Origin of the sequence: Granulicatella balaenopterae, from assembly GCF_900111135.1 — a bacterium.
GTDB lineage: Bacteria > Bacillota > Bacilli > Lactobacillales > Aerococcaceae > Granulicatella > Granulicatella balaenopterae.
On the sequence record NZ_FOGF01000011.1, the window covers coordinates 16,063 to 41,910 of the forward strand.

Annotated in this window: 25 protein-coding genes; 22 read left to right on the forward strand and 3 right to left on the reverse strand. The window is 35.1% G+C overall.

Annotated elements, in window-relative coordinates; translation table 11 throughout:
* Positions 1-174: 174 nt before the first annotated feature.
* The 7 genes from BMX09_RS03795 (at position 175) to purB (ending at position 9,023) form a co-directional block, all read left to right on the forward strand.
* Positions 175-2,895 (forward strand): helicase C-terminal domain-containing protein, encoded by a 2,721-nt coding sequence (locus BMX09_RS03795; RefSeq protein ID WP_177159522.1) that lies wholly within the window; start codon positions 175-177, stop codon positions 2,893-2,895.
* Positions 2,896-3,042: 147 nt separating this feature from the next.
* On the forward strand, positions 3,043-3,519 hold the full coding sequence (locus tag BMX09_RS03800) for a cell wall elongation regulator TseB-like domain-containing protein (RefSeq protein ID WP_089746374.1): 477 nt from the start codon (positions 3,043-3,045) through the stop codon (positions 3,517-3,519).
* A 17-nt stretch (positions 3,520-3,536) separates the two neighbouring features.
* Positions 3,537-4,736 carry a pyridoxal phosphate-dependent aminotransferase gene (locus BMX09_RS03805; protein ID WP_089746375.1) on the forward strand — a complete coding sequence of 400 codons (1,200 nt, stop codon included), beginning with the start codon at positions 3,537-3,539 and terminating at the stop codon, positions 4,734-4,736.
* A gap of 42 nt (positions 4,737-4,778) precedes the next feature.
* The gene (asnS, locus tag BMX09_RS03810; protein ID WP_407645249.1) at positions 4,779-6,062 is read left to right on the forward strand and encodes an asparagine--tRNA ligase; all 1,284 of its coding nucleotides are present in this window, start codon (positions 4,779-4,781) and stop codon (positions 6,060-6,062) included.
* A gap of 111 nt (positions 6,063-6,173) precedes the next feature.
* Positions 6,174-6,866, forward strand: a complete 693-nt coding sequence (locus BMX09_RS03815) for a DnaD domain-containing protein (RefSeq protein WP_177159523.1) — start codon at positions 6,174-6,176, stop codon at positions 6,864-6,866.
* 8 nt (positions 6,867-6,874) lie between these two features.
* Complete coding sequence (gene nth / locus BMX09_RS03820) at positions 6,875-7,519, forward strand: endonuclease III (RefSeq protein WP_089746378.1); 645 nt, start codon at positions 6,875-6,877, stop codon at positions 7,517-7,519.
* A gap of 205 nt (positions 7,520-7,724) precedes the next feature.
* Complete coding sequence (purB, locus tag BMX09_RS03825) at positions 7,725-9,023, forward strand: adenylosuccinate lyase (protein WP_089746379.1); 1,299 nt, start codon at positions 7,725-7,727, stop codon at positions 9,021-9,023.
* Between the two features lie 265 nt (positions 9,024-9,288).
* Here purB and BMX09_RS03830 read toward each other — a convergent pair whose 3' ends face one another.
* Together BMX09_RS03830 and BMX09_RS03835 are read right to left on the reverse strand one after the other, a co-directional pair.
* Positions 9,289-10,512, reverse strand: a complete 1,224-nt coding sequence (locus tag BMX09_RS03830; protein ID WP_089746380.1) for a putative glycoside hydrolase — start codon at positions 10,510-10,512, stop codon at positions 9,289-9,291.
* A gap of 11 nt (positions 10,513-10,523) precedes the next feature.
* Positions 10,524-11,156 carry a YkyA family protein gene (locus tag BMX09_RS03835; protein ID WP_089746381.1) on the reverse strand — a complete coding sequence of 211 codons (633 nt, stop codon included), beginning with the start codon at positions 11,154-11,156 and terminating at the stop codon, positions 10,524-10,526.
* 250 nt (positions 11,157-11,406) lie between these two features.
* Between BMX09_RS03835 and lspA the strand changes: the two genes are divergently transcribed.
* From lspA to BMX09_RS03890, 11 genes are all read left to right on the forward strand, one after another.
* Positions 11,407-11,874 (forward strand): signal peptidase II, encoded by a 468-nt coding sequence (gene lspA, locus BMX09_RS03840; RefSeq protein WP_089746382.1) that lies wholly within the window; start codon positions 11,407-11,409, stop codon positions 11,872-11,874.
* On the forward strand, positions 11,864-12,781 hold the full coding sequence (locus BMX09_RS03845) for an RluA family pseudouridine synthase (protein WP_089746383.1): 918 nt from the start codon (positions 11,864-11,866) through the stop codon (positions 12,779-12,781). The genes lspA and BMX09_RS03845 overlap by 11 nt, the downstream gene beginning before the upstream one ends.
* 10 nt (positions 12,782-12,791) lie before the next feature.
* Positions 12,792-13,337, forward strand: a complete 546-nt coding sequence (gene pyrR / locus BMX09_RS03850) for a bifunctional pyr operon transcriptional regulator/uracil phosphoribosyltransferase PyrR (protein ID WP_089746412.1) — start codon at positions 12,792-12,794, stop codon at positions 13,335-13,337.
* A gap of 116 nt (positions 13,338-13,453) precedes the next feature.
* Positions 13,454-14,017: an elongation factor P gene (gene efp, locus BMX09_RS03855; protein WP_089746384.1), complete on the forward strand. Its 564-nt coding sequence runs from the start codon at positions 13,454-13,456 to the stop codon at positions 14,015-14,017.
* A gap of 244 nt (positions 14,018-14,261) precedes the next feature.
* A complete protein-coding gene (gene prmA / locus BMX09_RS03860; RefSeq protein ID WP_089746385.1) occupies positions 14,262-15,212 on the forward strand; it encodes a 50S ribosomal protein L11 methyltransferase in 951 nt (316 codons plus the stop codon).
* Positions 15,212-15,964 (forward strand): 16S rRNA (uracil(1498)-N(3))-methyltransferase, encoded by a 753-nt coding sequence (locus tag BMX09_RS03865; RefSeq protein ID WP_089746386.1) that lies wholly within the window; start codon positions 15,212-15,214, stop codon positions 15,962-15,964. The genes prmA and BMX09_RS03865 overlap by 1 nt, the downstream gene beginning before the upstream one ends.
* Positions 15,965-15,994: 30 nt before the next feature.
* On the forward strand, positions 15,995-16,669 hold the full coding sequence (gene deoC / locus BMX09_RS03870) for a deoxyribose-phosphate aldolase (protein ID WP_089746387.1): 675 nt from the start codon (positions 15,995-15,997) through the stop codon (positions 16,667-16,669).
* A gap of 56 nt (positions 16,670-16,725) precedes the next feature.
* Positions 16,726-18,945, forward strand: coding sequence for a RelA/SpoT family protein (locus BMX09_RS03875; RefSeq protein ID WP_089746388.1), 2,220 nt, complete (start codon positions 16,726-16,728; stop codon positions 18,943-18,945).
* Positions 18,946-18,958: 13 nt separating this feature from the next.
* On the forward strand, positions 18,959-19,405 hold the full coding sequence (dtd, locus tag BMX09_RS03880) for a D-aminoacyl-tRNA deacylase (RefSeq protein WP_089746389.1): 447 nt from the start codon (positions 18,959-18,961) through the stop codon (positions 19,403-19,405).
* A 92-nt stretch (positions 19,406-19,497) separates the two neighbouring features.
* Positions 19,498-20,631: a cysteine desulfurase family protein gene (locus BMX09_RS03885; protein ID WP_089746390.1), complete on the forward strand. Its 1,134-nt coding sequence runs from the start codon at positions 19,498-19,500 to the stop codon at positions 20,629-20,631.
* Between the two features lie 77 nt (positions 20,632-20,708).
* Positions 20,709-21,050 (forward strand): cysteine desulfurase, encoded by a 342-nt coding sequence (locus BMX09_RS03890; RefSeq protein WP_089746391.1) that lies wholly within the window; start codon positions 20,709-20,711, stop codon positions 21,048-21,050.
* A gap of 98 nt (positions 21,051-21,148) precedes the next feature.
* Here the strand turns inward: BMX09_RS03890 and BMX09_RS03895 are convergent, their stop codons facing one another.
* The gene (locus BMX09_RS03895; protein ID WP_089746392.1) at positions 21,149-21,382 is read right to left on the reverse strand and encodes a helix-turn-helix domain-containing protein; all 234 of its coding nucleotides are present in this window, start codon (positions 21,380-21,382) and stop codon (positions 21,149-21,151) included.
* 208 nt (positions 21,383-21,590) lie between these two features.
* Between BMX09_RS03895 and mltG the strand changes: the two genes are divergently transcribed.
* The 4 genes from mltG to BMX09_RS03915 all read left to right on the forward strand — a co-directional run bounded on the left by mltG (position 21,591) and on the right by BMX09_RS03915 (position 25,845).
* Positions 21,591-22,709 carry an endolytic transglycosylase MltG gene (gene mltG / locus BMX09_RS03900; RefSeq protein ID WP_245711122.1) on the forward strand — a complete coding sequence of 373 codons (1,119 nt, stop codon included), beginning with the start codon at positions 21,591-21,593 and terminating at the stop codon, positions 22,707-22,709.
* Between the two features lie 9 nt (positions 22,710-22,718).
* On the forward strand, positions 22,719-23,345 hold the full coding sequence (gene udk, locus BMX09_RS03905; protein ID WP_089746394.1) for a uridine kinase: 627 nt from the start codon (positions 22,719-22,721) through the stop codon (positions 23,343-23,345).
* 106 nt (positions 23,346-23,451) lie between these two features.
* Positions 23,452-23,931 (forward strand): transcription elongation factor GreA, encoded by a 480-nt coding sequence (gene greA / locus BMX09_RS03910; RefSeq protein WP_089746395.1) that lies wholly within the window; start codon positions 23,452-23,454, stop codon positions 23,929-23,931.
* A gap of 216 nt (positions 23,932-24,147) precedes the next feature.
* Positions 24,148-25,845: a putative polysaccharide biosynthesis protein gene (locus BMX09_RS03915; protein ID WP_245711123.1), complete on the forward strand. Its 1,698-nt coding sequence runs from the start codon at positions 24,148-24,150 to the stop codon at positions 25,843-25,845.
* Positions 25,846-25,848 lie beyond the last annotated feature (3 nt).

Sequence of the window (25,848 nt, forward strand, 5' to 3'; positions counted from 1 at the left end):
GTGATAGGTAATATTGCTACTAATTTTTTTAGTTTTTTATGTTTAGAACGTTTTTTAGTTTTTAATAGAAAAAATTAATGAATTTCAAGGTGTTTTCACTTTTCTTGAAAATAAATTCTTTATAAATGGACTAAATTTTAGTAGAATAGTATCTGATAGATGGGAAGTGAAAACATGAAGCAAATATATGCTGTTGTTGATATTGAGACAACAGGCCCTAAGTTTGAGTCGGGGGACCGTATTATTCAACTTGGATGTACATTAATTGAAAATAAAAAGATTGTTGCTGAATATAGCTTTGATATCAATCCAGGTCGCTCAATACCTTCATCGATTTCCAAATTAACAGGCATTACCAATGAGCAAGTAGTTGATGCTCCTTATTTTGAAGATATAGCACCAACGATTGAATCATTGCTAGAGGGGGCTGTTTTTGTAGCTCATAATATTGGCTTTGATTACCCGTTTTTAGTGAAGTCTTTTGATGAATTAGCAGGGACTACTTATGAAGCTAGAGGAATTGATACGGTTCAATTGGCTCAGATTTTGCTACCAACTCAAGCAAGTTATCGTTTATCGGATTTATCACAGGATTTAGGTTTACGTCATGAACATGCACATTCAGCTGGTAGTGATGCTTATGCTACGGCAGAATTACTACTACAACTATTAACGATTATTAATGAATTGCCATTAGTCACACTAGAAAAGTGTTTGCCTTATAGTGACTATCTTATTGGTGATACGGGGGCATTATTTGAGGTTGCCTTTGAGAAGCAAAAAAAGGCAAAGCGTCCATTAAATAAGCAGTTAGTAATTGTTGATGGAATTGCGATAAAGCAGCCACAAATAGTCCAAAAGTCTTTATCAGATAATACCGAAGATGTGACGGCACTTGATTTATATAAACGTTTGCAATGTCAACGCAAATTACATTTTAGAGCAGAACAATTTGAGTTATTACAACAATTAAGTGAGGAATTTGGGGAATCAGACCAAAAAGTAGTCTTTTATGAAGCTTCAACTGGTGTGGGTAAGACAATGGCTTATTTATTAGCAAGCTTACCTTTAGTATTTACGAATCATCAGATTTGGATTAGTAGTTCGACTTTATTATTACAAGAGCAATTACTAGAACAAGAGATTAAGCCAATCTGTGAGCAGTTAGGCTTAGAGGTGCCGATTTGTTCGTTAAAAGGACAATCGCATTTTGTGAAGTTAGATAAAATGTCACGCCTATTAAAGGAAGAACCTTTTACGATTACACAACGTACGGCGATTTCGGTGATGGGTTTATTAGTTTGGTTAACGCAAACAACGACCGGAGATATCACAGAATGTAATCGTGCGATTTATCATCCGGAAGTGTGGGAATTTATTACGCAAAGAAGTATCGACAAAGATGGTAAGCTATTGCCAGTTTCTGAGTATGATTTTTATCAGCGTTTAGTGCAAGAGGTTGCCATTAGTTCGATTGTCGTTACAAATCATGCTTATTTGTACCAGCATAGTTGTTTAACCAAAGATTTGGTGGCGGAGACAAACTTGAAGAAGGTCTTAATTATTGATGAATGTCATAAGTTAGATAGTGTGGTTCAGCAAGCGACGACGCAAGTATTTTCATTGAAGTATTTGAATATTTTACAAGAGCAGTTAATGGAGGAGCAATTCCAACGAATGACGCCGCTTGATTTTAATGAGTTACCAGTTGGATTATATAAAGTGAATCAATTATTAACAACTTTAATGATGATTCATCAAGAGATAATCGCTCACCTTGAGGATATTTTAGTTAAGCATGAAGATAGTTATTTAATGACACACAAAGAATGGGAGAATTCACCAATTAGTGGGGACTTTTCTCAGATGTTATCATTAGCTAATGAGATAGAAGAGGTTTTAGAAGAAGATAAACGTTTGGTGACGCCTAGTTCGAAGCATTATTTGAATGAAGTCTTAATGCAGCGTTTAACGAATTATTTAGCAAAGTTGGTTCGTTTTTGTCAGATACTAGAAGGTCAAGATGGAAAAGCATATTTTGGTTTAACACTAACAAAAATGACAGAGAATATGGCTTATGTAACAGTGGAGGTTCTTCACTTGCCAACGGATGAATTAGTTCAGATGATGGCACCTTTTATGAAGACCATAGGGATATCAGCAACGATACCAAGACATTCATTACTATTAGAAAATAGTGGCCTACATTTTCCGATTATATCAATGGATAAAGCACTACATCCTGAAGATAAGTCGCGTATTTATTTTATTAATGATGCTCCGACACCTAATTTTAGACAGCCAATGCGTTATGCTAATCACTTAGCTGGTGCGATTGTTGATATCGTTGAGGTAACAGAAGGAAGAGTCTTAGTTTTATTATCTTCTAAGGAAATCTTGGAATTAGTCTATCAACAATTAACCAGTTATAAGGAATTCAAGCGTACTGTATTAGCACAGGGAATTACGGCTAATAATCGTAAGTTACAGCGTCGTTATGCGGCAGATGAGAAAGCTGTGTTATTAGGTTTATCATCATTTTGGGAAGGGTTTGATATGGGTAATATTCCGATTTCACAAGTGATTATTACCAAATTACCTTTTTCTAATCCATCCTCATTGCAAGAACAATTAACTAAAAAGGCTGTTAATCAAGCTAAGAATAATTACTTTAAAAGTTATGCCTTACCGCAAATGTTACAATCTCTAAAACAAGGAATTGGACGTATGCGATATGATAAACATCAGCATAAATCAGCAGTATGGTTACTAGATAGTCGTTCAAAAACAGCTAATTATGCGCAAAAGATTGAGCGTGACGTTAGCCAATATATGGATATCTATCAAGCAAATTTAGAGGAATGTTTAGTAGCGCAAAGATATCGTAAAGAGTAAAAATAAGGAAATAGACTAGATAGATGAATTTTCTAGTCTATTTTAGTTAGAAATTTAAATCAATTTGATGAATTAGGTGGGTAAATGTGATAGAATACTATTATTGCATAAATCTTTTAGAATAAGAGATAAGATAAGGAGATGACCATGAAACGAGGAACTGTTTTTGGGATTGTTTGTATTTTATTGGCCATTATTTTTACAGCTGCTCGCGTGTTTTATGTTACAGAAGAACCAAAGATTTTAGCACAAAAAGAAGCTGTATCACTAATGAAAGAAGAAGTTCAATTCCAAGAAATAACGGATTTTTATTGGTTTAATACGAGTGAAACGTTTTACTCAATAGCCGGAACAACCATTGAAGGCAATAAGGTCTATGCGATTGTTTCACCTGAGACAAAAAAAGTAGTAGTTGTTGATCAAGCGAAGTATATTAGTGAAGAAGATGCTAAATCAATCACATTACAAGAAAAAGAACCACAAGCCGTTAAGCAAGCGCGATTAGGCATGATAGGCGAGGAACCTGTTTGGGAAGTGAATTATCAAATTTCTGAACACTCAATTGGCTATTACTATATCCTTGCTAAAAATGGTCAATGGATTAAAGATATTGAAAATATTTAATGTAGAGGTGGAGTAAAATGGTAAAAATTGCTGAGCGTGTCCAAAAGATTATGCCTTCAGGAACTTTAGGTATGGCACAAAAAGCAAAAGAATTACAAAGCATGGGGCGTGATATTATTAGTTTATCACTAGGGGAACCAGATTTTAGTGCACCTGAAAATGTAACGGCTGCTGCTATAAAAGCAATCAATCAAAGGCAATGTGACCACTATACAATGGCGTCTGGATTACCAGAGTTACGTCAAGCGATTTGTGATTATCATTTGAAAAAAGATGGCTTACAAGTAGAACCAAATAATGTAGCTGTGTATACGGGAGCAAAATTTGCTTTATTTACAGCTTTTCAAACATTAGTAGAAGCAGGCGATGAAGTATTAATCCCAGCACCATATTGGGTAAGTTATACCGAACAAATCGCTCTAGCACAAGGAAAAGCCGTGATTATTGAGACTGAATTTGAACAAGAATTTAAAGTGACAGTTGATTTGTTAGAACAATACATAACTGATAAGACAAAAATCTTATTACTAACATCACCATCTAATCCAACTGGAACTACTTATAGTCGCCAAGAACTAACAGCAATTGCAGAGTGGGCGGTAGAAAAAGGAATTTTTATTATTTCAGATGAGATTTACTATGAATTAGTATATGATGGAGCGGAATCTGTTTGTGTGGCTAGTCTTTCAGAAGAGATAAAAGCTCAGACATTAGTGATTAATGGCTTATCAAAATCTTGCGCTATGACTGGTTGGCGAATGGGCTATGCGATTGGTCCTGCAGTAGTGATTCAGGCAATGAATAAATTAACCGCTCATACAACAAGTAATCCAACTGTTGTGAGTCAATATGCAGCAATTGAAGCCTTAAGCGATCGCACTTTAGCTAGTAAACAACAAATGAAACAATTATTTGAGAAAAGAATTGGTCTTTTTGAACCATTAATGAATCAAATACCTGGTTTCAAGTGTCATAAGCCTAAGGGAGCATTTTATTTGTTTGTGAATATTTCTCAAGCAATGAATGATTGCAATTACCAAACTGCTAGTGAATTCTGTTTAGATTTATTAGAAGAAGCTGGAGTTGCATGCGTATCAGGAGATAATTTTGGTGTGGAAGGCTTTATCCGTTTAAGTTGTGCAACCAATGAGCAAGTGCTAACTGAAGCGGCTAGACGTATGCACCAATTTGTATTATCAAAAAAGCAAAATAAATAAGAATATGAAGATAGTGAGGGAATTATAGTGGAAAGAATTACAATGCGCCAAGCAAAAGATTATGTTGGGCAAACTGTCCAAATCGGAGCGTGGGTAACCAATAAACGTTCAAGCGGAAAAATCGCTTTTTTACAATTACGTGATGGGGATTGCTATTTCCAAGGTGTTGTATTAAAAGCAGATGTATCTGAAGAAGTATTTACATTATGCAAAAACTTACAACAAGAATCATCAGTAGTAGTAACTGGTGTGATTCAAGAAGATACTCGTAGCAAATTAGGTTATGAAATGCTAGTTCAATCAGTTGAATTAGTAGGTGAAAGCCATGATTACCCAATTACACCAAAAGAACACGGAACTGATTTCTTAATGGATCACCGTCATTTATGGTTACGTTCTAAAAAACAACATGCTATTATGACTGTTCGTAACGAAATTATTCGTGCAACTTATGAATTCTTCAATAAAGAAGGCTTCTTAAAAGTTGACCCACCAATCTTAACAGGCTCAGCACCAGAAGGAACAACAGAACTATTCCATACTAAATACTTTGATCGTGATGCTTTCTTATCACAATCAGGACAATTATATATGGAAGCTGGCGCTATGGCATTTGGTAAAGTATTCTCATTTGGACCTACTTTCCGTGCCGAAAAATCTAAAACTCGTCGTCATTTAATCGAGTTCTGGATGATTGAACCAGAAATGGCCTTTATGCACCAAGATGAATCATTAGAAATTCAAGAACAATATGTTGCTTTCTTAGTCCGTAATGTATTAGATAATTGTGATATCGCATTAGATATTTTAGAAAGAGATCGTGAAGTATTAGAAAAATATACACAATTACCATTCCCACGTATCTCATATGATGATGCTATCGAATTATTAAATGCCAATGGTTTTGACGATATTACTTGGGGTGAAGACTTCGGTTCACCACACGAAACATTTATCGCTAACCACTTTGACAAACCAGTCTTCATTATGAACTATCCAAAAGGTATCAAACCATTCTACATGCCACTTGCGGAAGGACGCGATGATGTAGTTGTTTGTGCTGACTTAATTGCTCCAGAAGGTTATGGAGAAATTATCGGTGGATCTGAACGTGAAGTTGACTATGCGCAATTAGAAGAAAATATTAAAAACTTTGGCTTAGATACAGCTGATTTACAATGGTATTTAGACTTACGTAAATATGGTTCTGTCTACCATTCAGGATTTGGTTTAGGATTAGAACGTACAGTAACATGGATCTGTGGTACTGAACATATTCGTGAAGCTATTCCATTCCCACGTTTATTAAACCGTATTTACCCATAAAGACAATTTTTGGAGGATGCATCAGTCTTGGTGCATCCTTGTTTTTGTATTATAATAGAAAAGAGTGAAGTAATTTAGATGAAGTTATTTCAAAATTTAGGAGGGATTTTTTTGCATCAAACATTTCAAGAATCATGGATGTATGCTGGCAGTATGGCGGCGCCTAAGTATTTGATGGCGCATTATCGTGATTTACAATTAACGGGGGATGAGGTTATCTTTGTGATTGCTTTATTAGAGCAAGGGCAGGCAAATCATTTTTCTTTAGATTATAGCCAATTAAGTGATACTTTAGAGTTAAGTGATGAAGAGATTTTCGATTACATTCAAAAGTTAGTACAGAAAAAATGTCTAGCCATCACACAAATTGAAAATAGTGAACATAAGCGTGAAGATAGTTATTCATTGAAGCCGATGTTTGAGCAATTAGACTTATATTATCGCTCAAGATCTGCAAAACATGAAGAGATGCAAGGAACTAATGTATTAAGAATGATTGAACATGAATTCGGTCGTCCATTAAAATCAATGGAGATCCAAACATTAACAAGCTGGATTGATGAAGATCACTATTCTTTTGAGCTGATTCAAGCCGCTTTAAAAGAAGCAGTTCTAAACCAAGTCTTCGCACTGAATTATATGGACAAAATCTTATTAACATGGCAGCGAAAAGGCTATACAACGGCTGCACAAGTAATTGCTGAGAAGAATCAGATGAAGAATCGTTATAAAGCACCAAAAATGCCAGAAAATAACTCTCAACCGAAAATTGAAGTACCATTAACTAATTGGATTAAAAAGTAGGTGAATGAATGCTGTCAAAAGTAAAAACAATCGAAGCATTAGACCGCATGCAGGAATTATTTCCGCAGGCTGAATGTGAATTAGTCCATCAAACCCCTTTTCAATTACTGATTGCGACTATTTTAAGTGCTCAAGCGACCGATGTTTCAGTGAATAAGGTAACGCCAGCCTTATTTCAGGCCTATCCTAATGCCGAAAAAATGGCCGAGGCGACACAAGAAGAATTAATTCACTATATTAAGACATTGGGTTTATATCGTAATAAAGCAAAAAGTATTTCTAATTGTGCTAAGCAATTGGTCGAAAAATATAATGGTCAAGTGCCTCAGACAAGGGAAGAATTAGTCGAGTTACCTGGAGTGGGGAGAAAGACGGCGAATGTAGTCTTAAGTGTGGCTTTTGGCGAACCGGCATTTGCGGTAGATACCCATGTGGAACGGATCGCTAAGAGATTACATATTGTCCGTCAAAAGGATTCTGTCTTAGAAGTAGAAAAGACTTTATGCCGAAAGATTCCACGTGAACGATGGAGTAAGGCGCACCATACGATGATTTTCTTTGGGAGATATCATTGCATAGCTCGTGCGCCAAAATGTGATAGTTGTCCATTAATAGATTTATGCGTGTTTGGACAGCGAAAAATGGAGTATTAGACCACCTAGCCAAAACTAAGCTAGGTGTTTTTTGTGTAGTTAACACCCAAAGTCTCCCTCTCTCTAGAAAGTGTCGCTAGATAAAAGCGCGTTCTTATTTTTTTAGGCTCGAAAATATGATAAGATAGTAGAGGAGTCTGGTATTTTTTGTAAGTATTAGACAGTGTAAAAAGAAGATATTAAAATTCGGAGGTTTACTTACATTATGATTACACGCTACACACGTCCAGAAATGGCAAAAGTTTGGTCTGATGAAACTCGCTATAATTGTTGGTTAGAAGTGGAGATTTTAGCTGATGAAGCTTGGGCAAATTTAGGGGAAATTCCCAAAGAAGATGTTAAAAAAATTAGAGAAAATGCTAGTTTTTCAATTGAACGTATCTTAGAAATTGAACAAGAAACACGTCACGATGTTGTAGCATTTACACGTGCAGTATCAGAGTCTTTGGGTGAAGAACGTAAATGGGTTCACTATGGCTTAACGAGTACCGATGTGGTTGATACGGCATATGGTTATCAATTAAAGCAAGCAAATGATATTTTACGTAAAGATTTACAAAACTTTTTAGAGATTATTCGTGTGAAAGCTTTAGAACACAAGGATACAGTTTGTATGGGGCGTACGCATGGTGTTCATGCTGAGCCGACTACATTTGGTTTGAAATTAGCTTTATGGTATTCAGAAATGAAGCGTCATATTGAGCGTTTTGAAGCAGCTGCTAAAGGTGTTGAAGCTGGTAAAATCAGTGGAGCTGTTGGTACTTTTGCTAATATCTCACCTGAAGTTGAAGCTTATGTTTGTGATAAATTAGGAATTCGTGCGCAAGAAATTTCTACACAAGTATTGCCACGTGATTTGCATGCGGAATATGTAGCGACTATCGCTTTAATTGCGACTAGTATCGAGAAGTTTGCGACTGAGATTCGTGGTCTACAAAAATCTGAAACTCGTGAAGTAGAAGAATTCTTTGCGAAAGGTCAAAAAGGATCATCTGCAATGCCACATAAACGCAATCCAATTGGTTCAGAAAATATGGCCGGTTTAGCACGTGTGATTCGTGGCTATATGGTCACTTCTTATGAGAATGTTACTTTATGGCATGAGCGTGATATTTCTCATTCATCTGCGGAACGTATTATTTTACCTGATGCGACAACATTATTGAATTATATGTTAAATCGTTTTGGAAATATCGTTAAAAACTTAACAGTCTTCCCAGAGAATATGTTACGTAATATGGATGCGACTTTTGGCTTGATTTATAGCCAACGAGTGCTATTAAAATTAATTGACAAGGGTATGAGCCGTGAGAAAGCTTATGATTTAGTGCAACCTTGTACAGCTCGTGCTTGGGATGAACAGCGCCAATTCCGTCCATTATTAGAAGCAGAAGCTGAGATTATGGCTGTCTTAACGGCTAGTGATTTGGATGATGCTTTTGACTATCATTATCACTTGAAGAATGTTGATACGATTTTTGAGCGTGTGGGCATTACGAAATAGATTTTTTGAGAGTAGGGTTAGCCTTTGTGGTTAGCTCTATTTTTTATACTTATAAGGGAAACAGGAGGCGACCTGGTAGATGATTTTGTAGGTAGTGAGGATTTGTGATAGGTTACAGGATTTGTGATACGCCTACAACAGTTGCAAGACGATTACAGAATTTGTAACAGGCGGTTAATATGACTTGTCTAATGCCGATTTACATTTTCCAACAAAAAAACTCACACCCTCTAGCTAGTAGTTGATGTGAGTAATAAGTATGATATTAATAATCTGTGTCTTTTGAATAAGATGTTTGAGCATTCCATAATAGGTATTCTTTTACGCCAGCATCTTCAAGGGCATCAATTTGTTCACGGACTTGTTCTGGACCGTATGCTTGATAGGTTCCAGGAGTTAAATAGCTCGCCGTAAAATCTTGTAACCAAGGTCTTGAAATTGGGGAAGGATTCACATTGGCTAAGCGTTCATTTTCTAATTGCATATAACCATAGACAATCTCATATGGATGCAAGTCAGGATTAATAACACCAAAGCTACCATCTCCCCAGTGACTAGGGTAGATCATCGCTGAAATAACATCAACATTTTGGGCGATTTTTGAGAAGTTTTGGCCAATACCACCAGCTTCGTCAATCGTTGTAGCATATCCGAATAAATCTACTGATAACTTCACACCAAAAGGTTTTAAGGCTTCATGGACATATTGGACAAAATCAGTAATAACTGCTACACGTGCAGCATTATCGTCTTCATAATCGGCATAGTCGCCCTTATCATATGTTAAATATTGTTCAAAGTTTTCAAAGCCTTCTGGGAAACGCACATAGTCAAGTTGGATTTCTTTAAAGCCGATTTTTGCTGCACCAATTGCGACATCAACGGCATACTTCCAAGTCTCTTTATTGAAAGGATTCACAAAGGCCTCACCACCATGATTCGTCCAGACGGTACCATTTTGTCGAATAAAGGATAGTTCTGGATGTTGGAAAGCTAGTCGTGAATCTTTAAAGGAAACAATACGAGCAATTGGATAAATCTGATGCTCTTCAAAGCTCTTCATCATTGCTTGGGTATCACTAACTTGTAGTGTCATATTTGGCTTAATGTAGGGATTTTCAACTGGCAAATCAACAGTAATCTTACCGTAATCATCACGAACATCTAAGACAATCGCATTAAGGTTCGTACTCGTTAATAAATTGGTAATCGTTGATAGTCCTTCGTCAATCGCATTCGCTTGTGTGTAGATTCCTTTGACACCATCAATTGGATAATCAATATGAATCCCACTATCGTAAAAATATTCTTGTGGTAAGTTCTTAGGAATTCGTAATAAGCCAGATTTTCTAAGAGTAATCTTTTGACTTTCGGCTTGTTCCTTATATTCTTCGGCATGGATATCTAGATTTGTTGTGTGATAATAACTAAAGCCAATACCGGTAAGTAGGGTTGTTAGTAATAGTAATTTTTTGTGATAAGTCTTCATTTTGGCCTCCTTTATTCATTTTGGCTGCTTGTTAGGCGAGCTTTTGCAATACGGATTGGTTTATCAATTGTCATTAGTTGCTCATTAATTTGTTCGACGCAATCTTGTCTTTCCATCGCTGCGTCATTAATGGCAATGATTTTGTTGTTTAAGGCATCATAATTTAGACTAGTGGTACCTAATGATTTGAAAAAATCTGTCTCTTGTTGTAATTGAGGTTCTGCTAGGCGAATATATTCATTAGAAGCATCAATTATTTGTTCCAATGTATTGGTAATAATTTGTATTTCGGCTAGGGGGTGATCTTTGTCCATATTTTTTATTAATGTTGTATTTTCATGTTCTAATAAATGAACTTCTTTTTTAAAGCCGGCCATAATTTCTTGACGATTTTTAATGTTTTCAAAGACTTTACCATTACCTTCTGCATATTGGCTCATATCGGAATTAGTGGTTAGTTCTTGTTCCCATTCGGTTTGTAAGCTTGTTTCTAGTTCTTGAATGGCATTGAGCTGTACCGTTATTTTCGGCAGGATTTCTTGAATGGCTTCTAAGCTAGCCGAAAGTTTGGGTGCTCGTTTGCCACATGCTAGTAATACTAAACTACAACCCATCAAGGCTAAGATAAACTTTATCTTTTTCATGAGGTTCTCCTTTTCTTTTTGTGAATAATCTTATGTGATAAATACTAAATAGCCACAATTTATAGCCATTATAATGTTTTTTTTTAAAATATACAAATTTACAGGCAAAATATAACGGTTTTGTGCCACAATTGTAAAGAGAATGCAAAAAAAGGCTATTCATTTACCTAATTGTGTTATAATAGAAAGGCAATTAAAAAAATGATAAAATTGTTCAACAAAATTGTATATAGGAAAGGAATCGCAGAGAATGTGGATTTATATTTTAGTAGTAATTTTAGGAGTTGTTATTGATCAATTAGTAAAATTTTGGACAGTCGCAAATTTTGAAGTTTTTGCTGGTCAAGGCTTTATTCCAGGGGTAGTCGATATTTTTTATATTCGTAACCAAGGTGCTGCTTGGGGAATCCTTGAAGGTAAGATGTTTTTCTTTTATGTTATTACTGCTGTTGCGATTGGAGCATTAGCATATTTAATGTATCATGAGCGTAATCATTCAAAGTTAGCTTTATTAGCGTACAGTTTAATGTTATCGGGGGCGGTTGGTAATTTTATTGATCGTATTCGTTTGGGCTATGTGATTGATATGTTTCGCTTAGAGTTTGTACATTTTCCTATTTTTAATGTGGCAGATGCATTATTATCAATAGGAGTAGCAATTTTATTTATCTATATTTTATTTATGGATAATCATAATGGAGGTCAAAATGGAAAATAAACAATTAAAAATGACGATAAGTGAAGAAAAAGGGCGTATTGATAAAGTATTAGCGAATCAGTTTACAGATTATACGCGTACAGTCATCCAACAATGGTTAAAAGAAAAGGCTGTAACGGTCAATGGAGAGGTCGTTAAGGCGAATTATAAAGTGAAGCAAGGAGATATGATTCATATTACAATCCCTGAAGAAGAAGTATTAGAGATTATTGCAGAAGATATTCCCTTAGATATTGTCTATGAAGATCAAGATGTCTTAGTGGTGAATAAGCCTTCCGGAATGGTGGTTCATCCATCGATTGGTCATACACATGGGACTTTAGTGAATGCTTTATTATTCCACTTGAAGGGGGACTTTGAACCAGCTGGCGAAAGTTTCCGTCCAGGGATTGTTCATCGTATTGATAAGGATACTTCTGGTTTGTTAGTGATTGCTAAGAATCCTAAAGCTCACTTAGGTTTAAGCGAACAATTAATGGACCATAGTATGCAACGCTCATATGTAGCTTTAGTAGAAGGAAACTTTCCGCATGAGACAGGGACCATTAATGCACCATTAAAACGCTCACCCCAAAATCGCTTAAAACGCATGGTCGATAAAGAAGGCAAACGTGCTGTCACTCACTTTGAAGTGTTAGAACAATTTAATGGCGCAACTTTATTAAGCTTACAATTAGAAACAGGACGCACTCACCAAATTCGTGCCCATATGGAATATATTAATCATCCAATTATCAATGACCCAATGTATCATCCAAAAGCAAATGTGGCAACAGAATATGGTCAATTCTTACATGCGCAAACATTAGGATTTATCCAACCAGTAACAGGTGAAGAGTTATTCTTTACAAGTGAAGTACCAACAGAATTTATCGAACGTTCAAAAGAATACCAAAATGAATTATAAAAGAGGTGTGATGATGAAAGAAGTAGTGATTGTTGATGAAGCGGCTATGAACCGTGCTTTAACACGAATTAGTTATGAAATCATCGAGCAAAATAAAGGAATTGATGATTTAGTAATCGTAGGGATTAAGTCACGTGGAATTTATTTAGCGAAAAGAATTGCCGAAAAGATTAAAAAAATTGAAAAAGTGGATTTACCAGTGGGGGAATTAGATATTACTTTATATCGTGATGATTGCCATAAGTCACAGTTAGATCAAGAAGTTGTGGTAAATGGTTCAATGATGCCTGTTGATATTCAAGGGAAGACCATTATTTTAGTAGATGATGTTTTATATACCGGTAGAACCGTTCGTGCGGCATTGGATGCGATTATGGATTTTGGTCGTCCTAAACGTATTAAATTAGCAATTTTAGTCGATCGAGGTCATCGTGAACTACCGATTCGCCCTGATTATATTGGGAAAAACATTCCAACTGCTAACACAGAAGAAGTCAGTGTACATGTAATAGAAATGGATGGAAAAGACGATATCGCACTTAAAAAAATGAATTAAACGACTATTTTTTAGTTTATCAATAAGTAAATTTCGTTTTTTATCGTGCAATTCGTGTGAAAATATGGTATATATTTATATGTGAGAAATTTTATGAAAACATAAGGAGAGATACAATGATTAACGTAAATGATTTAAAAGCTGGTATGACTTTTATTTTAGATGGAAAATTATTAAAAGTATTAGAAATCAGCCACCACAAACCAGGTAAAGGTAATACTGTAATGCGTATGAAAATCCGTGACGTACGTACAGGTTCAACAGTAGATACAACAATGCGTCCTGATGAAAAAGTTGAAAAAGCACATATTGATACTAAAACAGTTCAATATTTATATAGCCAAGACGAAACGGCAGTATTTATGGATTTAGAAACATATGAACAATATGAAATTCCTGAATCAACTATTGAATTAGAATTAAAATATATTTTAGAAAACATGGAAGTTAAAATCCAATTCTACGGTTCAGAAGTTATTGGAGTATCATTACCAACAACTGTAGTATTACAAGTTACTGAGACTCAACCATCTATTAAAGGTGCAACAGTTACAGGTTCTGGCAAACCAGCTACAATGGAAACTGGTTTAGTAGTAAGTGTTCCTGACTTTATCGAAGCAGGCGAATACTTAGAAGTTAATACTGCTGAAGGTACTTACGTTAAACGCGCAAGCAAATAATTCAGTCAATTTTAGAGGCGGGCATAAGCTCGTCTTTTTTTGTGCTTATTTTAGAAGAGTTGGGAGGCTTTTTTGCTAGGAATTTGCTTATTCCGCCGATTTTGGACTTGATTTTCCAAAAAAATAGCGATTTCTACTGTCTCATATTGCACTAAAGTCTTAAGTATATTATAGTTAAAATAAGTTTCTATTTAGGTTAGGGAAATTTTTCGAGTAAACAAATTATTATTAAAGGGGATTCGTTATGGAATGGATTGAAGTATCAGTAGTAACACATTCTGAAAGTGTAGAAGCAATTTCAGAATTATTAACAAATTTAGGTTCACAAGGGGTATCAATTGAAGATCCAGCCGATTTCTATCAATTAAGTCAAGAACAATTAGAATGGTTAAAAGTCAATCAAAAACAATTATTCTCAACAGATGACGTCATTATCAAAGCATACTTTACAGATGAAGAATATTCACAAGATATGTTAAGTAAGATTAAAGCTAAGATTCACGAATTAAAAGATTTTGGTTTACAATTAGGTAAGGAAGAAGTTCACGTTGGTAAAGTTGGCCAACAAGACTGGGCAGAAGCTTGGAAGAGTTATTATTTCCCAGTACGTGTAACTAGAAACTTAACAGTTGTACCTAGTTGGTTAGACTATACACCAGAACAAGCTAATGAGTTGTTAATCTTTTTAGATCCAGGTCTAGCATTTGGGACAGGAACACATCCAACGACACAATTATCATTAGCGGCATTAGAGCAATATGTCCGTGGTGGTGAGCGTATGCTTGATGTGGGGACTGGTTCAGGTGTCTTAAGTATTGCAGCTAAGTTATTAGGCGTAGGTGAGATTACAGCTTATGATATTGATGAGATGGCAACACGTATTTCAAAAGAGAATATTCGCTTAAATCCATCTATTTCAGATATTACTGTTAAAGAAAATAATTTATTAGTGGGTGTTCGTGAAGAAGCAGATCTAATCGTAGCGAATATCTTAGCCGAAATTTTAATGCAAATGCCAACAGATGCTTACAATAACTTAAAAGAAGGCGGACATTTAATCTTATCAGGAATTATCGATACAAAATTCGAAGATGTGAAAGCATTATACGAAGACGCTGGCTTTATCTTTAAGCAATCAATGCGCATGAAAGAATGGAATTGTATTATCTTTACAAAAGTAGGTGAAGAGGACTAATGCAACGTTATTTTATTGAAGAAGCCTTAACTCTTGGTACAGAAATTGAAGTGACAGATGATATTTATCACCATATGATTCGTGTTATGCGTATGAAAGAAGGTGAAAAATGTTGGTTTGTCGATACAAATCACGAATTATTCCAAATTAGCGTCAAAAAAATTAAAGAAAAATTAGTAATTGTGTCAATCGACGAACAAGTAGCTCAAAACGTTGAAATGCCCATCAATGTAGCGATTGCGTGTGGCTTACCTAAAGGCGATAAATTGGATTTAATTGTCCAAAAATCAACTGAATTAGGGGTAAATAAAATTATACCGATGACAATCGTGAGAAATGTGGTAAAATGGAAACAAGACAAGATGGTTAAGAAAGTTAGTCGCTTACAAAAGATTGCTAAAGAGGCAGCTGAACAATCACATCGCTTGCAGATTCCTGAAGTGACAAGCGTGATGTCTATTAAAGAGATTATTGCTTTATCCAAAGATTATGATGCAACGATTGTGGCTTATGAAGAAGAAGCAAAAGTAGGTGAAGCATCAGCCTTTGCTAAGACACTTGCAAGCCTTTCACCCGGTCAGTCCATTTTAATGATTTTTGGCTCTGAAGGTGGTTTGACCCCTGAAGAAGTCGAACAAATGACACAAGCTGGAATAATTGCTTGCGGCTTAGGGCCACGTATTTTACGTACTGAAACAGCACCATTGTATGCCTTGGCTGCTATTTCTTATCATTTTGAATTACAAAAATAAATTTATTTAAAGAAAAGGAGATTTTTTATTATGACAAAATTATCAAAATATATCGACCACACATTATTAAAACCTCAAGCTACAAAGGAACAAATTTTAGCATTATGTGAAGAAGCTAAAAAATACGATTTCAAATCTGTATGTGTGAATCCTTTCTGGGTAGCTACTGCTAAAAAAGCTTTAGAAGGTTCAGATGTGTTAGTTTGTACAGTAATTGGTTTCCCTTTAGGAGCGAATACTGCTGAGGTTAAAGCTTTTGAAACAAAAGAAGCGATTGCCCAAGGTGCGGGTGAAGTAGATATGGTTATTAATGTTGGCGCATTAAAATCTAATGACTTACAAACAGTTAAAGAAGATATCAAAGCAGTTGTCAATGAAGCAAAAGGTAAAGCTACTTCTAAAGTAATTATCGAAACTTGTTTATTAACTGACGAAGAAAAAGTAACAGCTTGCGAACTAGCTAAAGAAGCAGGTGCTGATTTTGTTAAGACTTCAACTGGTTTCTCAACTGGTGGAGCTACAGTAGAAGATATCGCTTTAATGAGAAAAACAGTAGGACCAGACATGGGCGTTAAAGCTAGTGGCGGTGTACGCTCATACGAAGATGCAATGGCAATGATTGAAGCAGGCGCAACTCGTTTAGGCGCATCAAGTGGTGTTGCAATCGTTACTAACCAAGCAGCAGACCCATCACTTGACTACTAAGATAAACTAACTATAAAAAATAATAAACCAACCCAAACTTGAAAGGAGGGAAAAGCATGCCCCAAAGAAAAACGTATAAGGCGGAAGAAGTTATTGAGATGTGTCGTCAATATATGGACGATGATAGTATTTTATTTATTGAAAAAGCATTAGAATATGCAACCTTTGCCCATCGTGATCAGATTCGCAAATCTGGGGAACCTTATATTATCCATCCTATTCAAGTTGCGGGTATTTTAGCTGAATTACGATTAGATCCAGATACAATTGCGACTGGTTTTTTACATGATGTTGTGGAAGATACAGGTTTTACAATTGATGATATTGAATATGTATTCGGCAAGGATGTTGCTTTTTTAGTAGATGGTGTCACAAAATTAGGTAAAATCAAGTATAAGTCTCACGAGGAACAACAAGCGGAGAATCACCGTAAGATGTTACTAGCGATGGCTAATGATTTGCGCGTCATTATGGTCAAATTAGCTGACCGTGTGCATAATATTCGTACACTTAATTTCCATAAGCCGGAAAAACAACGCATTATTGCCAATGAGACTTTAGAAATCTATGCACCATTAGCTCATCGTTTAGGGATGAACCGCATTAAATGGGAATTAGAAGACACTTCGCTTCGTTATTTGAATCCGCAACAATATTACCGTATCGTGAATTTAATGAATGAAAAGCGTGAAGAGCGTGAAGAATACATTCATACAACGATTGCACAAATTGAAGAAGCGACACAGGATTTAGAGATTCATTCAGAAATCTATGGACGTCCAAAGCATATTTATTCGATTTACCGCAAGATGAAGGATCAAAAGAAACAATTCAGTGAGATATATGATTTACTAGCTATTCGTGTATTAGTTGACAGTATCCGTGATTGTTATGCTGTCTTAGGAAGTATCCATACTAAGTGGAAGCCAATGCCGGGACGTTTTAAAGATTATATCGCCATGCCAAAAGAAAATATGTATCAGTCCATCCATACAACTGTGATTGGGCCAGGAGGTAAGCCGGTCGAGATTCAGATTCGTACATTTGAAATGCATGAAGTTGCTGAATTCGGGGTTGCTGCTCACTGGGCATATAAAAAAGGCAATAAAAAACAAGTAAAAGATGATCCATTAAAGAATCAATTGAAATGGTTTAAAGATTTAATTGAATTACAAAATGAATCAAATGATGCGCATGATTTCGTTGAGAGTGTTAAAGAAGATATCTTTAAAGATAAAGTGTATGTCTTTACTCCAAAAGGTGATGTTTCAGAATTACCATTAGGCTCAGGACCATTAGATTTTGCATATAATATTCATACTGAAATTGGCCATAAGACAACTGGTGCAAAGGTTAATAATAAGATTGTACCATTGAATTATAAGCTTCAAACAGGGGATATTGTTGAAGTAATGACCTCACCGAACTCATTCGGGCCATCACGTGACTGGATTAACTTAGTAGCAACAAATCGCGCTAAAAATAAAATTCGTCGTTTCTTTAAATTACAAGACCGTGAAAAAATGATTATTCGTGGACGCGAGATGCTTGAAAAACAATTAATCGAAATGGAATTTACTCCAAAAGAACTGATGAATAAGCAAGCAATCAAAGACTTAGCAGCGAGATTTAATTTTGGAACTGAGGACGATATGTTTGCAGCAATTGGCTTTAATGAATTATCCGTCCAAACAGCAGCCAATCGCATGACCGAAAAATTACGTCGTGAAATGGAACAACAAAAAGTTCAAGAAGAAGCTTTTGAACAGACCGTAACTGAGACAAAACAGAAGAAAGATTCTCAAAAAATGAAAATCCGTCATGAAGGTGGCGTCATTATTGAAGGAGTCGATAATCTATTAATTCGTCTGAGTCGTTGTTGTAATCCAGTCCCAGGCGATGAGATTATTGGTTATATTACAAAAGGGCGTGGTATTTCGGTTCACCGTAAGGACTGTCCGAATGTCCAAGTACCAGAAGACCAAGAGAATCGTTTGATTGATGTTGGTTGGGAAGATGAATCGAATTCTACTTTACAATATGATACGGAGTTGATTATTGAAGGATTTAATCGCAATGGCTTATTGAATGAAGTCTTAAATGTTATCAATAGTGTTACCAAATCATTGAATTCCGTGAATGGTAAGATTGATGCGAATAAGATGGCGGTCATAACAGTCAAAATAGGAATCGCTAATACTGAACAACTAGATTTTATTGTTGATAAGATTAAACAAATTCCAGATGTATATAGTGTTAGACGTGTGATTTCTTAAAGGAGATGAATCGATGAAATTAGTAATCCAACGTGTAAAAGAATCATCAGTAGCAATCGATGGCCAAGTTGTTGGCGCAATTGATAAAGGCTTTATGATTTTGGTGGGTGTGACTCATGAAGATACTTCAGCAGATGTTGATTATTTAGTGAAGAAGACTAGCCAATTACGTATCTTTGAAGATGAGAATGGTAAGATGAACTTAGATATTAAACAAGTCGGTGGTTCGATTCTTTCTATTTCACAATTTACTTTATTAGCCAATACGAAAAAGGGTAATCGACCAAGTTTTATTGAAGCAGCTAAGCCAGAATTAGGTGAGGCTTTATATCAAGAATTTAATGATAAGTTACGTCAAGAAGGACTAACTGTTGAAACAGGTCAGTTTGGTGCTGATATGAAGGTATCCTTAATCAATGATGGTCCGGTAACCATTATCTTAGATTCAAAAAATCGATAATAGGTTAAAAGGCAAAAGAAAGTTATCTTTTGTCTTTTTCTATGCGATTCTTTACAATAGAAAGATAGGAAAATGAAAGAAGGGTTATATTAGTGAATTATTTAGATCATGCAGCAACAACACCAATTCATCCGGAAGTACAAAAAGCGATTTTTGAAGCGATGAATCATTTTGGGAATCCATCAAGCTTGTATAAGATTGGACGCCTTGAAAAAAAGGTCTTAGCCGATTGTAAGCAAGTCATTAAAGATGAATTACATGCAGAGAATAGCGATAGCATTATTTTTACAGCTTCAGGATCAGAGGCAAATAATTTAGCAATCAAATCTATTATTGCTGAATTTTTTGAAGAAAAGGGGCATTTAATCACATCAAATATCGAACATCCTTCTGTTCGAAAAGTCTTTGAATGGGCAGAGACACAAGGATTTGATGTAACATATTTACCCGTTAACGAAGAAGGTTTGCTAAGTGCAGATGAAGTAGCAGCTGCTTTACGTCCGGATACACGCTTAGTCTCAATCATGACGGTCAATAATGAAGTCGGCTCAATGCAACCGATTAAAGAAGTGGGCGAAGTATTAGTTAAGCACACTGCACGCTTTCATACGGATGCAGTACAAGCTTTTGGTCAAGAAGCACTAGATGTTAGTGAATTACAAGTAGATTATCTATCTGCATCTGGTCATAAGATTAATGCGCCAAAAGGAATTGGTTTTTTATACAAAAAATCGTCTGCACCATTATTGCCACTAATTGCGGGTGGAGGACAAGAAGAAGGTTTGCGTGCTGGAACAGAAAATATGCCCTATATTGTTGGCCTTACTGAAGCTATCAAGCAAATGGCTGCAAGACGCCCAGAACAAACCACTTTAAATAAAGAATTATTAGCGTATTTACAAGAGCAATTGACTGCAAATGGGATTTCTTTTGAGATGAATGGCTATAGCGAGTCAAATAGTTCGCATGTATGTAATCTATGGTTAAAAGGTTTAAAAGCAAGTCAATTAATTATTTTATCAGATTTAAAAGATGTGATGATTTCTGCAGGTTCTGCTTGCTCAGCAGGTAGTTTAAAGCCAAGTCCGGTCTTAACAGCATTATTCGGCGAAGAGTCTGAGCGGTTACAAGAATCAGTTCGAATTTCTTTTGGATTAGGTAGCAAACGCGAAGATATTGATGAATTTATTGCAATTGTTAAGAATTTAGCCAAAAGACAAAAGTAGCACCTTCTCTAGGTTCAAAAAGTGTCCTAAATATGCTACACTAAACAATATAACTTAAAAGAGATGAGGGATTATCAATGGCATTTACACAAACAGCAACACTAAAAGGCTCAGGTAAAGTCTTTAAAGTATCACCAACAGTTAAAAAATATACATTACGTGATAATGGTTTTACAGAAACTAAGACAGGGAACTTCTTATTTATTCGCAACTTAGACGATACAATTGAAGATCACCGTGGCCTAAAATTAAAAATCATGGTCAATAAAGATATGACTCAACTAAAAATGTCAACAGTCACTAAAAATGGTCTACAAGCCGTTCAATTATATGGCTTAGAACATACTGCAGTAGCAATTGAAAAAACAGAATTCTTATTAGCAGGCTTAGTGGAACGTGGCGTATTAGAAGAAGCTTAAGCTTAATAAATACAAGCACAAAAAAAGTTCTATATTAGAATTTCTAATATAGAACTTTATTTTTTGATTTTAGCTCCCACTAAAACACTAAAATGACATTATAATTCTGGTAATGGTTTGAAGTGAGCTACAAATGTATTCACATCACCAAAGAATAAGTTCTCTGCCGGTACCTCGTATAATTCTTGCATTCTCTTACTTAATGAGTAAGGAATGTCGCTTGAGTCACGTTCATATTTGGTTAACGTATCTTTGTTAATCTTCAAATATTTTGATGCCTCCAATAATGTCATATTACGATTTACTCGAGCTGCTCTCAAAGTAATAATCATTATATTCCCCTCCCTTTTGCTTAATTATAACTAGAAACACTAAAACTGTCAAAGGATTTATGACATATATTGTAGAAAAAATGGTATTAATTGTTCGTGTTAGTTGATAAAAGTAATGTTTTTAGCAAAAATAAATATTTTTATTCAATTTAGAATAGAAATCATGTATAATAGATTGAAAATGCATATATTGATATTGGAGGATATTATGGATAAATTACCAATGAATCAAAAAATTAGCAATAGAAAAAAACGTGAGAAAGAGAAGTCAATTGTTAGTAAGATTGTGACTCGTTTTATATTATTTGGTTTATTACTTATTTTAATTGTCGTTATAATTGGTTCAATGTTTGTTAGCAATGCACTTAAGCCTGTTGATCCTAATCAGACAGATACAGTCGAGGTGCAAATTCCTACTGGAGCATCGGTATCGCAAATTAGTCAGATTTTAAAAGATGGCGATTTAGTTCATAACGCTTCAGTCTTTAAGTATTATGTAAAAATGAAGAATGTTCCTGGATTTAAAGCGGGATATTATCAATTAAGTCCATCGATGTCTGTTGATGAGATTATAACAAGCTTTATTGATGGGGGAACCGATCAGTCCAGTGCCGCCAAAAAATTATTAGTGCGTGAAGGCGAACAAATAGTCGATATTGCTAATGAAGTAAGTAAAGTAACGGATTATACAGCAGAAGAATTCTTAGCTAAGGTAAATGATCAAGATTTTTATCAATTATTAGTGAAAGAATTCCCACAATTATTAGGAGATTCTGTTAAGTATCCTAATGTACGTTATCGTTTAGAAGGGTATCTATTCCCAGCAACATATGATATCGATCGTGATAAGACTTTACAAATGATTATTACGGAGATGGTACAAAAGACCAATCAAGTAATGAGTAAGTATTATGAAAAAATTGCTGAAGGTAACTTAGATGTTCACCAAATCCTAACATTAGCCTCATTAGTTGAAAAAGAGGGAACTGATTTAGACGATCGCAAAAAAATTGCTAGTGTCTTCTATAATCGTTTAAATGCAGATATGATGTTACAAACAGACGTTGCTGTATCCTATGCATTAGAAGAACATAAAGAAGCTCTAACATATGAAGATTTAGAAGTAGATTCGCCTTATAATTTATACAAATATAAAGGCTTAGGACCTGGACCATTTAATAATCCTGGCGAACAAGCAATTGCGGCAACAATTAATCCCGATAATACGGATTATTATTATTTCTTAGCAGATATTAATACTAAAAAAGTATATTTTGCTAAAACATATGAAGAACATTTAGAATTAAAAAAACAATATATAGATTAGGGGTTTAGGATAATAATGAAAAGACCGATTGTAATTGGAGTAACAGGTGGATCAGGTAGTGGAAAAACAAGTGTCAGTAGAAAGATTTTGGAGCATTTCCCAGAATTATCAATTGTAAAAATTGACCAGGATTACTATTACAAAGATCAATCAGACCTACCATTCGAAGAAAGATTAAAGACGAACTATGATCATCCGTTCGCATTTGACTCAGATTTATTGGTGGAGCATTTAAAAAAATTAATTAATTTTGAATCAATTGAAGAACCAGTATATGATTATGAACGCCATACTCGAAGCGATAAAACAATCCACCAAGAACCAAAAGATGTTATCTTAATTGAAGGGATTCTAATTTTGGAAGATGAACGCTTAAGAGATTTAATGGATATTAAAGTATATGTCGATACGGATGATGATTTACGTATTTTGCGTCGTATTAAACGCGATATGGAGGAACGTGGCCGTACACTTGATTCTGTTATTAATCAATACTTATCAGTTGTTAAGCCAATGCATCATCAATTTATTGAACCAACTAAAAAATATGCCGATATAATTATTCCAGAAGGTGGTTCAAATGTGGTTGCAATTGATTTAATGACAACAAAAATCGCATCTATTCTAAATTCTTAGACAGAAGGTATTGCAAAGTTATATATAACGTGGTATCTTTGAATCATTGTACATTTACGTGTATGAAAATACTCGATTTAAAGGTAACCAAAAGGAGATAATGAAGATGAATGAAAAGACATACCCAATGACTCTTGAAGGTAAAGCAAAAATTGAAGCAGAGTTAGAAGAATTAAAAGTAGTAAAACGTAAAGAAATCGTAGAACGTATTAAAATTGCACGTAGCTATGGTGACTTATCAGAAAATTCAGAATATGAATCAGCTAAAGATGAACAAGCTTTTGTAGAAGGCCGTATTTCAACTTTAGAAAAAATGATTCGTTTCGCTGAAATTATTGACGATAATGATGTAGAAAAAGATATTGCTTCTTTAGGACGTAAAGTTACGTTTATTGAATTACCTGATGGAGAAGAAGAAACATATACAATCGTTGGTAGCGCAGAAGCTGATCCAATCGAAGGTAAAATTTCAAATGATTCTCCAATTGCTAAAGGTCTAATTGGTAAAAAAATCGGTGATGAAGTTATTATTTCAACACCTGGTGGAGATATGTCTGTTAAAATTACAGATGTACAATCTGCTTAATTGTAAGTATTAAGCCATAAGGAATCATCCTTATGGCTTATTTTTATAAATGAATAGGGCTGGATTTGTTTTCATCTTAGCAGATTGATGAGCGTTTCGGCTGATTTATCATAAAATTAAACATTTCATTGGCTAGAATGGTAGAATTTTCAGTAAAAATATTGTACTCTAACAAAGAGAGTAATTAGAAATGCAGAAAGTAGGAAAATAGAAAATATGAAACGTTTAAAAGGATCGAGTATGACTTTAGCAGAAAGGTTAGAGTCTAAGCAATCTTCCCATGAAAAAATGGTAGAAGGTTCAAGTTGGTTAACTGCGGGAAGTATGCTATCCAGATTAATGGGTGCATTATATATTATTCCGTGGGGCGCTATGATGGGAGCCAATCGTGATGCAGCGAATGCTTTATTTGCAGTTGGGTATAGTATTTATGCTTTATTTATCCAATTATCGACGGCCGGTTTTCCAGCTGCTATTTCTAAGTTAGTGGCCAATTATAATTCTAAGAAGGAGTATAAGACTGCTTGGGAGTTATTTATTAAGAGTTTGTGGTTTATGATTGGAGCAGGAATTATCTTTGGTGGCATTATGTATGCGATTGCCCCAACAGTTGCAGCTTGGAGTCCAGAAACTAATATTGAATATGGGGTAAAAGTTATTCGTTCGCTAGTACCGGCTGTGATGATTATTCCAGCAATGAGCTTGGTGAGAGGTTTTTATCAAGGATATAATGATATGGCGCCGTCTGCCATTTCGCAATTATTAGAACAATTTGTACGTATTATCTATATGATTGTGATGACCTTTATTATTATGAAGATGTTATCAGGAGATTATAGTACTGCTGTGGCTCATTCAACTTTTGCGGCCGTTGTTGGTGCGATTGTCTCGATGATGTACTTAGTCTACAAATTATGGCGTGATAAGCCTGGATTAGATGAATTAATGGAAAAAGACGAAAATCCACACAAAATTTCTTCAATTAGTCTATTTGCAGAATTAATTCGTGAATCTATTCCATTTGTTATTATTACATCAGGAATTCAGTTCGCTTCATTAATTGATATGTTTAGTTATAGTCAATTGCGTGGTTGGTTTGAATCTTTTAATGTAGACTCAAGTGTAACTGCTGAAATGATTAAGACTGAATATGCGATTTTTAGTTTTAATGCGAATAAGATTATTATGATTATTATTTCTTTGGCAGTAAGTATAGCAGCGACAGCACTACCATTATTAGCATCTCATTTTGTGGCAGAAGATCATGATGAGGTAAAAGAGATTATTCGCAAAAATACTGGTCTTTATGCCTTTATTATGTTCCCTGCAGCAATTGGAATGGCGGTTGTTGCAGCTCCAATGTATAATATTTTTTATTCACCAGATACGATTGGGACGCAAGCTTTAGTAGTTTCTTGTATTATGAGTATTATTTTAGGAGCTTATACCGTCTTTAGCGCGATGTTACAAGCCGTTCAACAAAATAATGAAGCGATTAAAGCATTAATGATTGGACTATTTGCTAAAGTATTATGGCAACCAGTCTGTATTTATTATTTTGCTGTGTCAGGTCCATTATGGTCGACCACATTTGGATTTGCGGTAGCGAGCTACTATTTAGTCTATCGTTTAAAACAAGTAACAGATTTCGATATTATGGGTACTTTAAAAGATTTAGTACATATTTCAGCGATAACTTTAGCGATGTTTGTGACCTCATTTGCGACATTGAAGTTAGTCTCATTAGTCTTAAATGTTGATCGTAAATTCCCAGCATTAATAGCCGTCTTAATCGTGGCAGCTGTTGGTGGGGGAACATATGCTGGTTTAGCTCTAAAAACAAAAATTGCTGATGAAATGCTTGGAAGTAAAGTAGATGGCATTCGTCGCAAACTAAGATTACATAAAGGATAGGAT

What these genes read in the sequence shown, in the direction of transcription:
- BMX09_RS03795 (WP_177159522.1), top strand. Translation starts at nt 175, where the DNA reads ATGAAGCAAATATATGCTGTTGTTGATATTGAGACAACAGGCCCTAAG.
- BMX09_RS03800 (WP_089746374.1), top strand. Translation starts at nt 3,043, where the DNA reads ATGAAACGAGGAACTGTTTTTGGGATTGTTTGTATTTTATTGGCCATT.
- BMX09_RS03805 (WP_089746375.1), top strand. Translation starts at nt 3,537, where the DNA reads ATGGTAAAAATTGCTGAGCGTGTCCAAAAGATTATGCCTTCAGGAACT.
- asnS (WP_407645249.1), top strand. Translation starts at nt 4,779, where the DNA reads ATGCGCCAAGCAAAAGATTATGTTGGGCAAACTGTCCAAATCGGAGCG.
- nth (WP_089746378.1), top strand. Translation starts at nt 6,875, where the DNA reads ATGCTGTCAAAAGTAAAAACAATCGAAGCATTAGACCGCATGCAGGAA.
- purB (WP_089746379.1), top strand. Translation starts at nt 7,725, where the DNA reads ATGATTACACGCTACACACGTCCAGAAATGGCAAAAGTTTGGTCTGAT.
- BMX09_RS03830 (WP_089746380.1), bottom strand. Translation starts at nt 10,512, where the DNA reads ATGAAGACTTATCACAAAAAATTACTATTACTAACAACCCTACTTACC.
- BMX09_RS03835 (WP_089746381.1), bottom strand. Translation starts at nt 11,156, where the DNA reads ATGAAAAAGATAAAGTTTATCTTAGCCTTGATGGGTTGTAGTTTAGTA.
- lspA (WP_089746382.1), top strand. Translation starts at nt 11,407, where the DNA reads ATGTGGATTTATATTTTAGTAGTAATTTTAGGAGTTGTTATTGATCAA.
- BMX09_RS03845 (WP_089746383.1), top strand. Translation starts at nt 11,864, where the DNA reads ATGGAAAATAAACAATTAAAAATGACGATAAGTGAAGAAAAAGGGCGT.
- pyrR (WP_089746412.1), top strand. Translation starts at nt 12,792, where the DNA reads ATGATGAAAGAAGTAGTGATTGTTGATGAAGCGGCTATGAACCGTGCT.
- efp (WP_089746384.1), top strand. Translation starts at nt 13,454, where the DNA reads ATGATTAACGTAAATGATTTAAAAGCTGGTATGACTTTTATTTTAGAT.
- prmA (WP_089746385.1), top strand. Translation starts at nt 14,262, where the DNA reads ATGGAATGGATTGAAGTATCAGTAGTAACACATTCTGAAAGTGTAGAA.
- BMX09_RS03865 (WP_089746386.1), top strand. Translation starts at nt 15,212, where the DNA reads ATGCAACGTTATTTTATTGAAGAAGCCTTAACTCTTGGTACAGAAATT.
- deoC (WP_089746387.1), top strand. Translation starts at nt 15,995, where the DNA reads ATGACAAAATTATCAAAATATATCGACCACACATTATTAAAACCTCAA.
- BMX09_RS03875 (WP_089746388.1), top strand. Translation starts at nt 16,726, where the DNA reads ATGCCCCAAAGAAAAACGTATAAGGCGGAAGAAGTTATTGAGATGTGT.
- dtd (WP_089746389.1), top strand. Translation starts at nt 18,959, where the DNA reads ATGAAATTAGTAATCCAACGTGTAAAAGAATCATCAGTAGCAATCGAT.
- BMX09_RS03890 (WP_089746391.1), top strand. Translation starts at nt 20,709, where the DNA reads ATGGCATTTACACAAACAGCAACACTAAAAGGCTCAGGTAAAGTCTTT.
- BMX09_RS03895 (WP_089746392.1), bottom strand. Translation starts at nt 21,382, where the DNA reads ATGATTATTACTTTGAGAGCAGCTCGAGTAAATCGTAATATGACATTA.
- mltG (WP_245711122.1), top strand. Translation starts at nt 21,591, where the DNA reads ATGGATAAATTACCAATGAATCAAAAAATTAGCAATAGAAAAAAACGT.
- greA (WP_089746395.1), top strand. Translation starts at nt 23,452, where the DNA reads ATGAATGAAAAGACATACCCAATGACTCTTGAAGGTAAAGCAAAAATT.
- BMX09_RS03915 (WP_245711123.1), top strand. Translation starts at nt 24,148, where the DNA reads ATGAAACGTTTAAAAGGATCGAGTATGACTTTAGCAGAAAGGTTAGAG.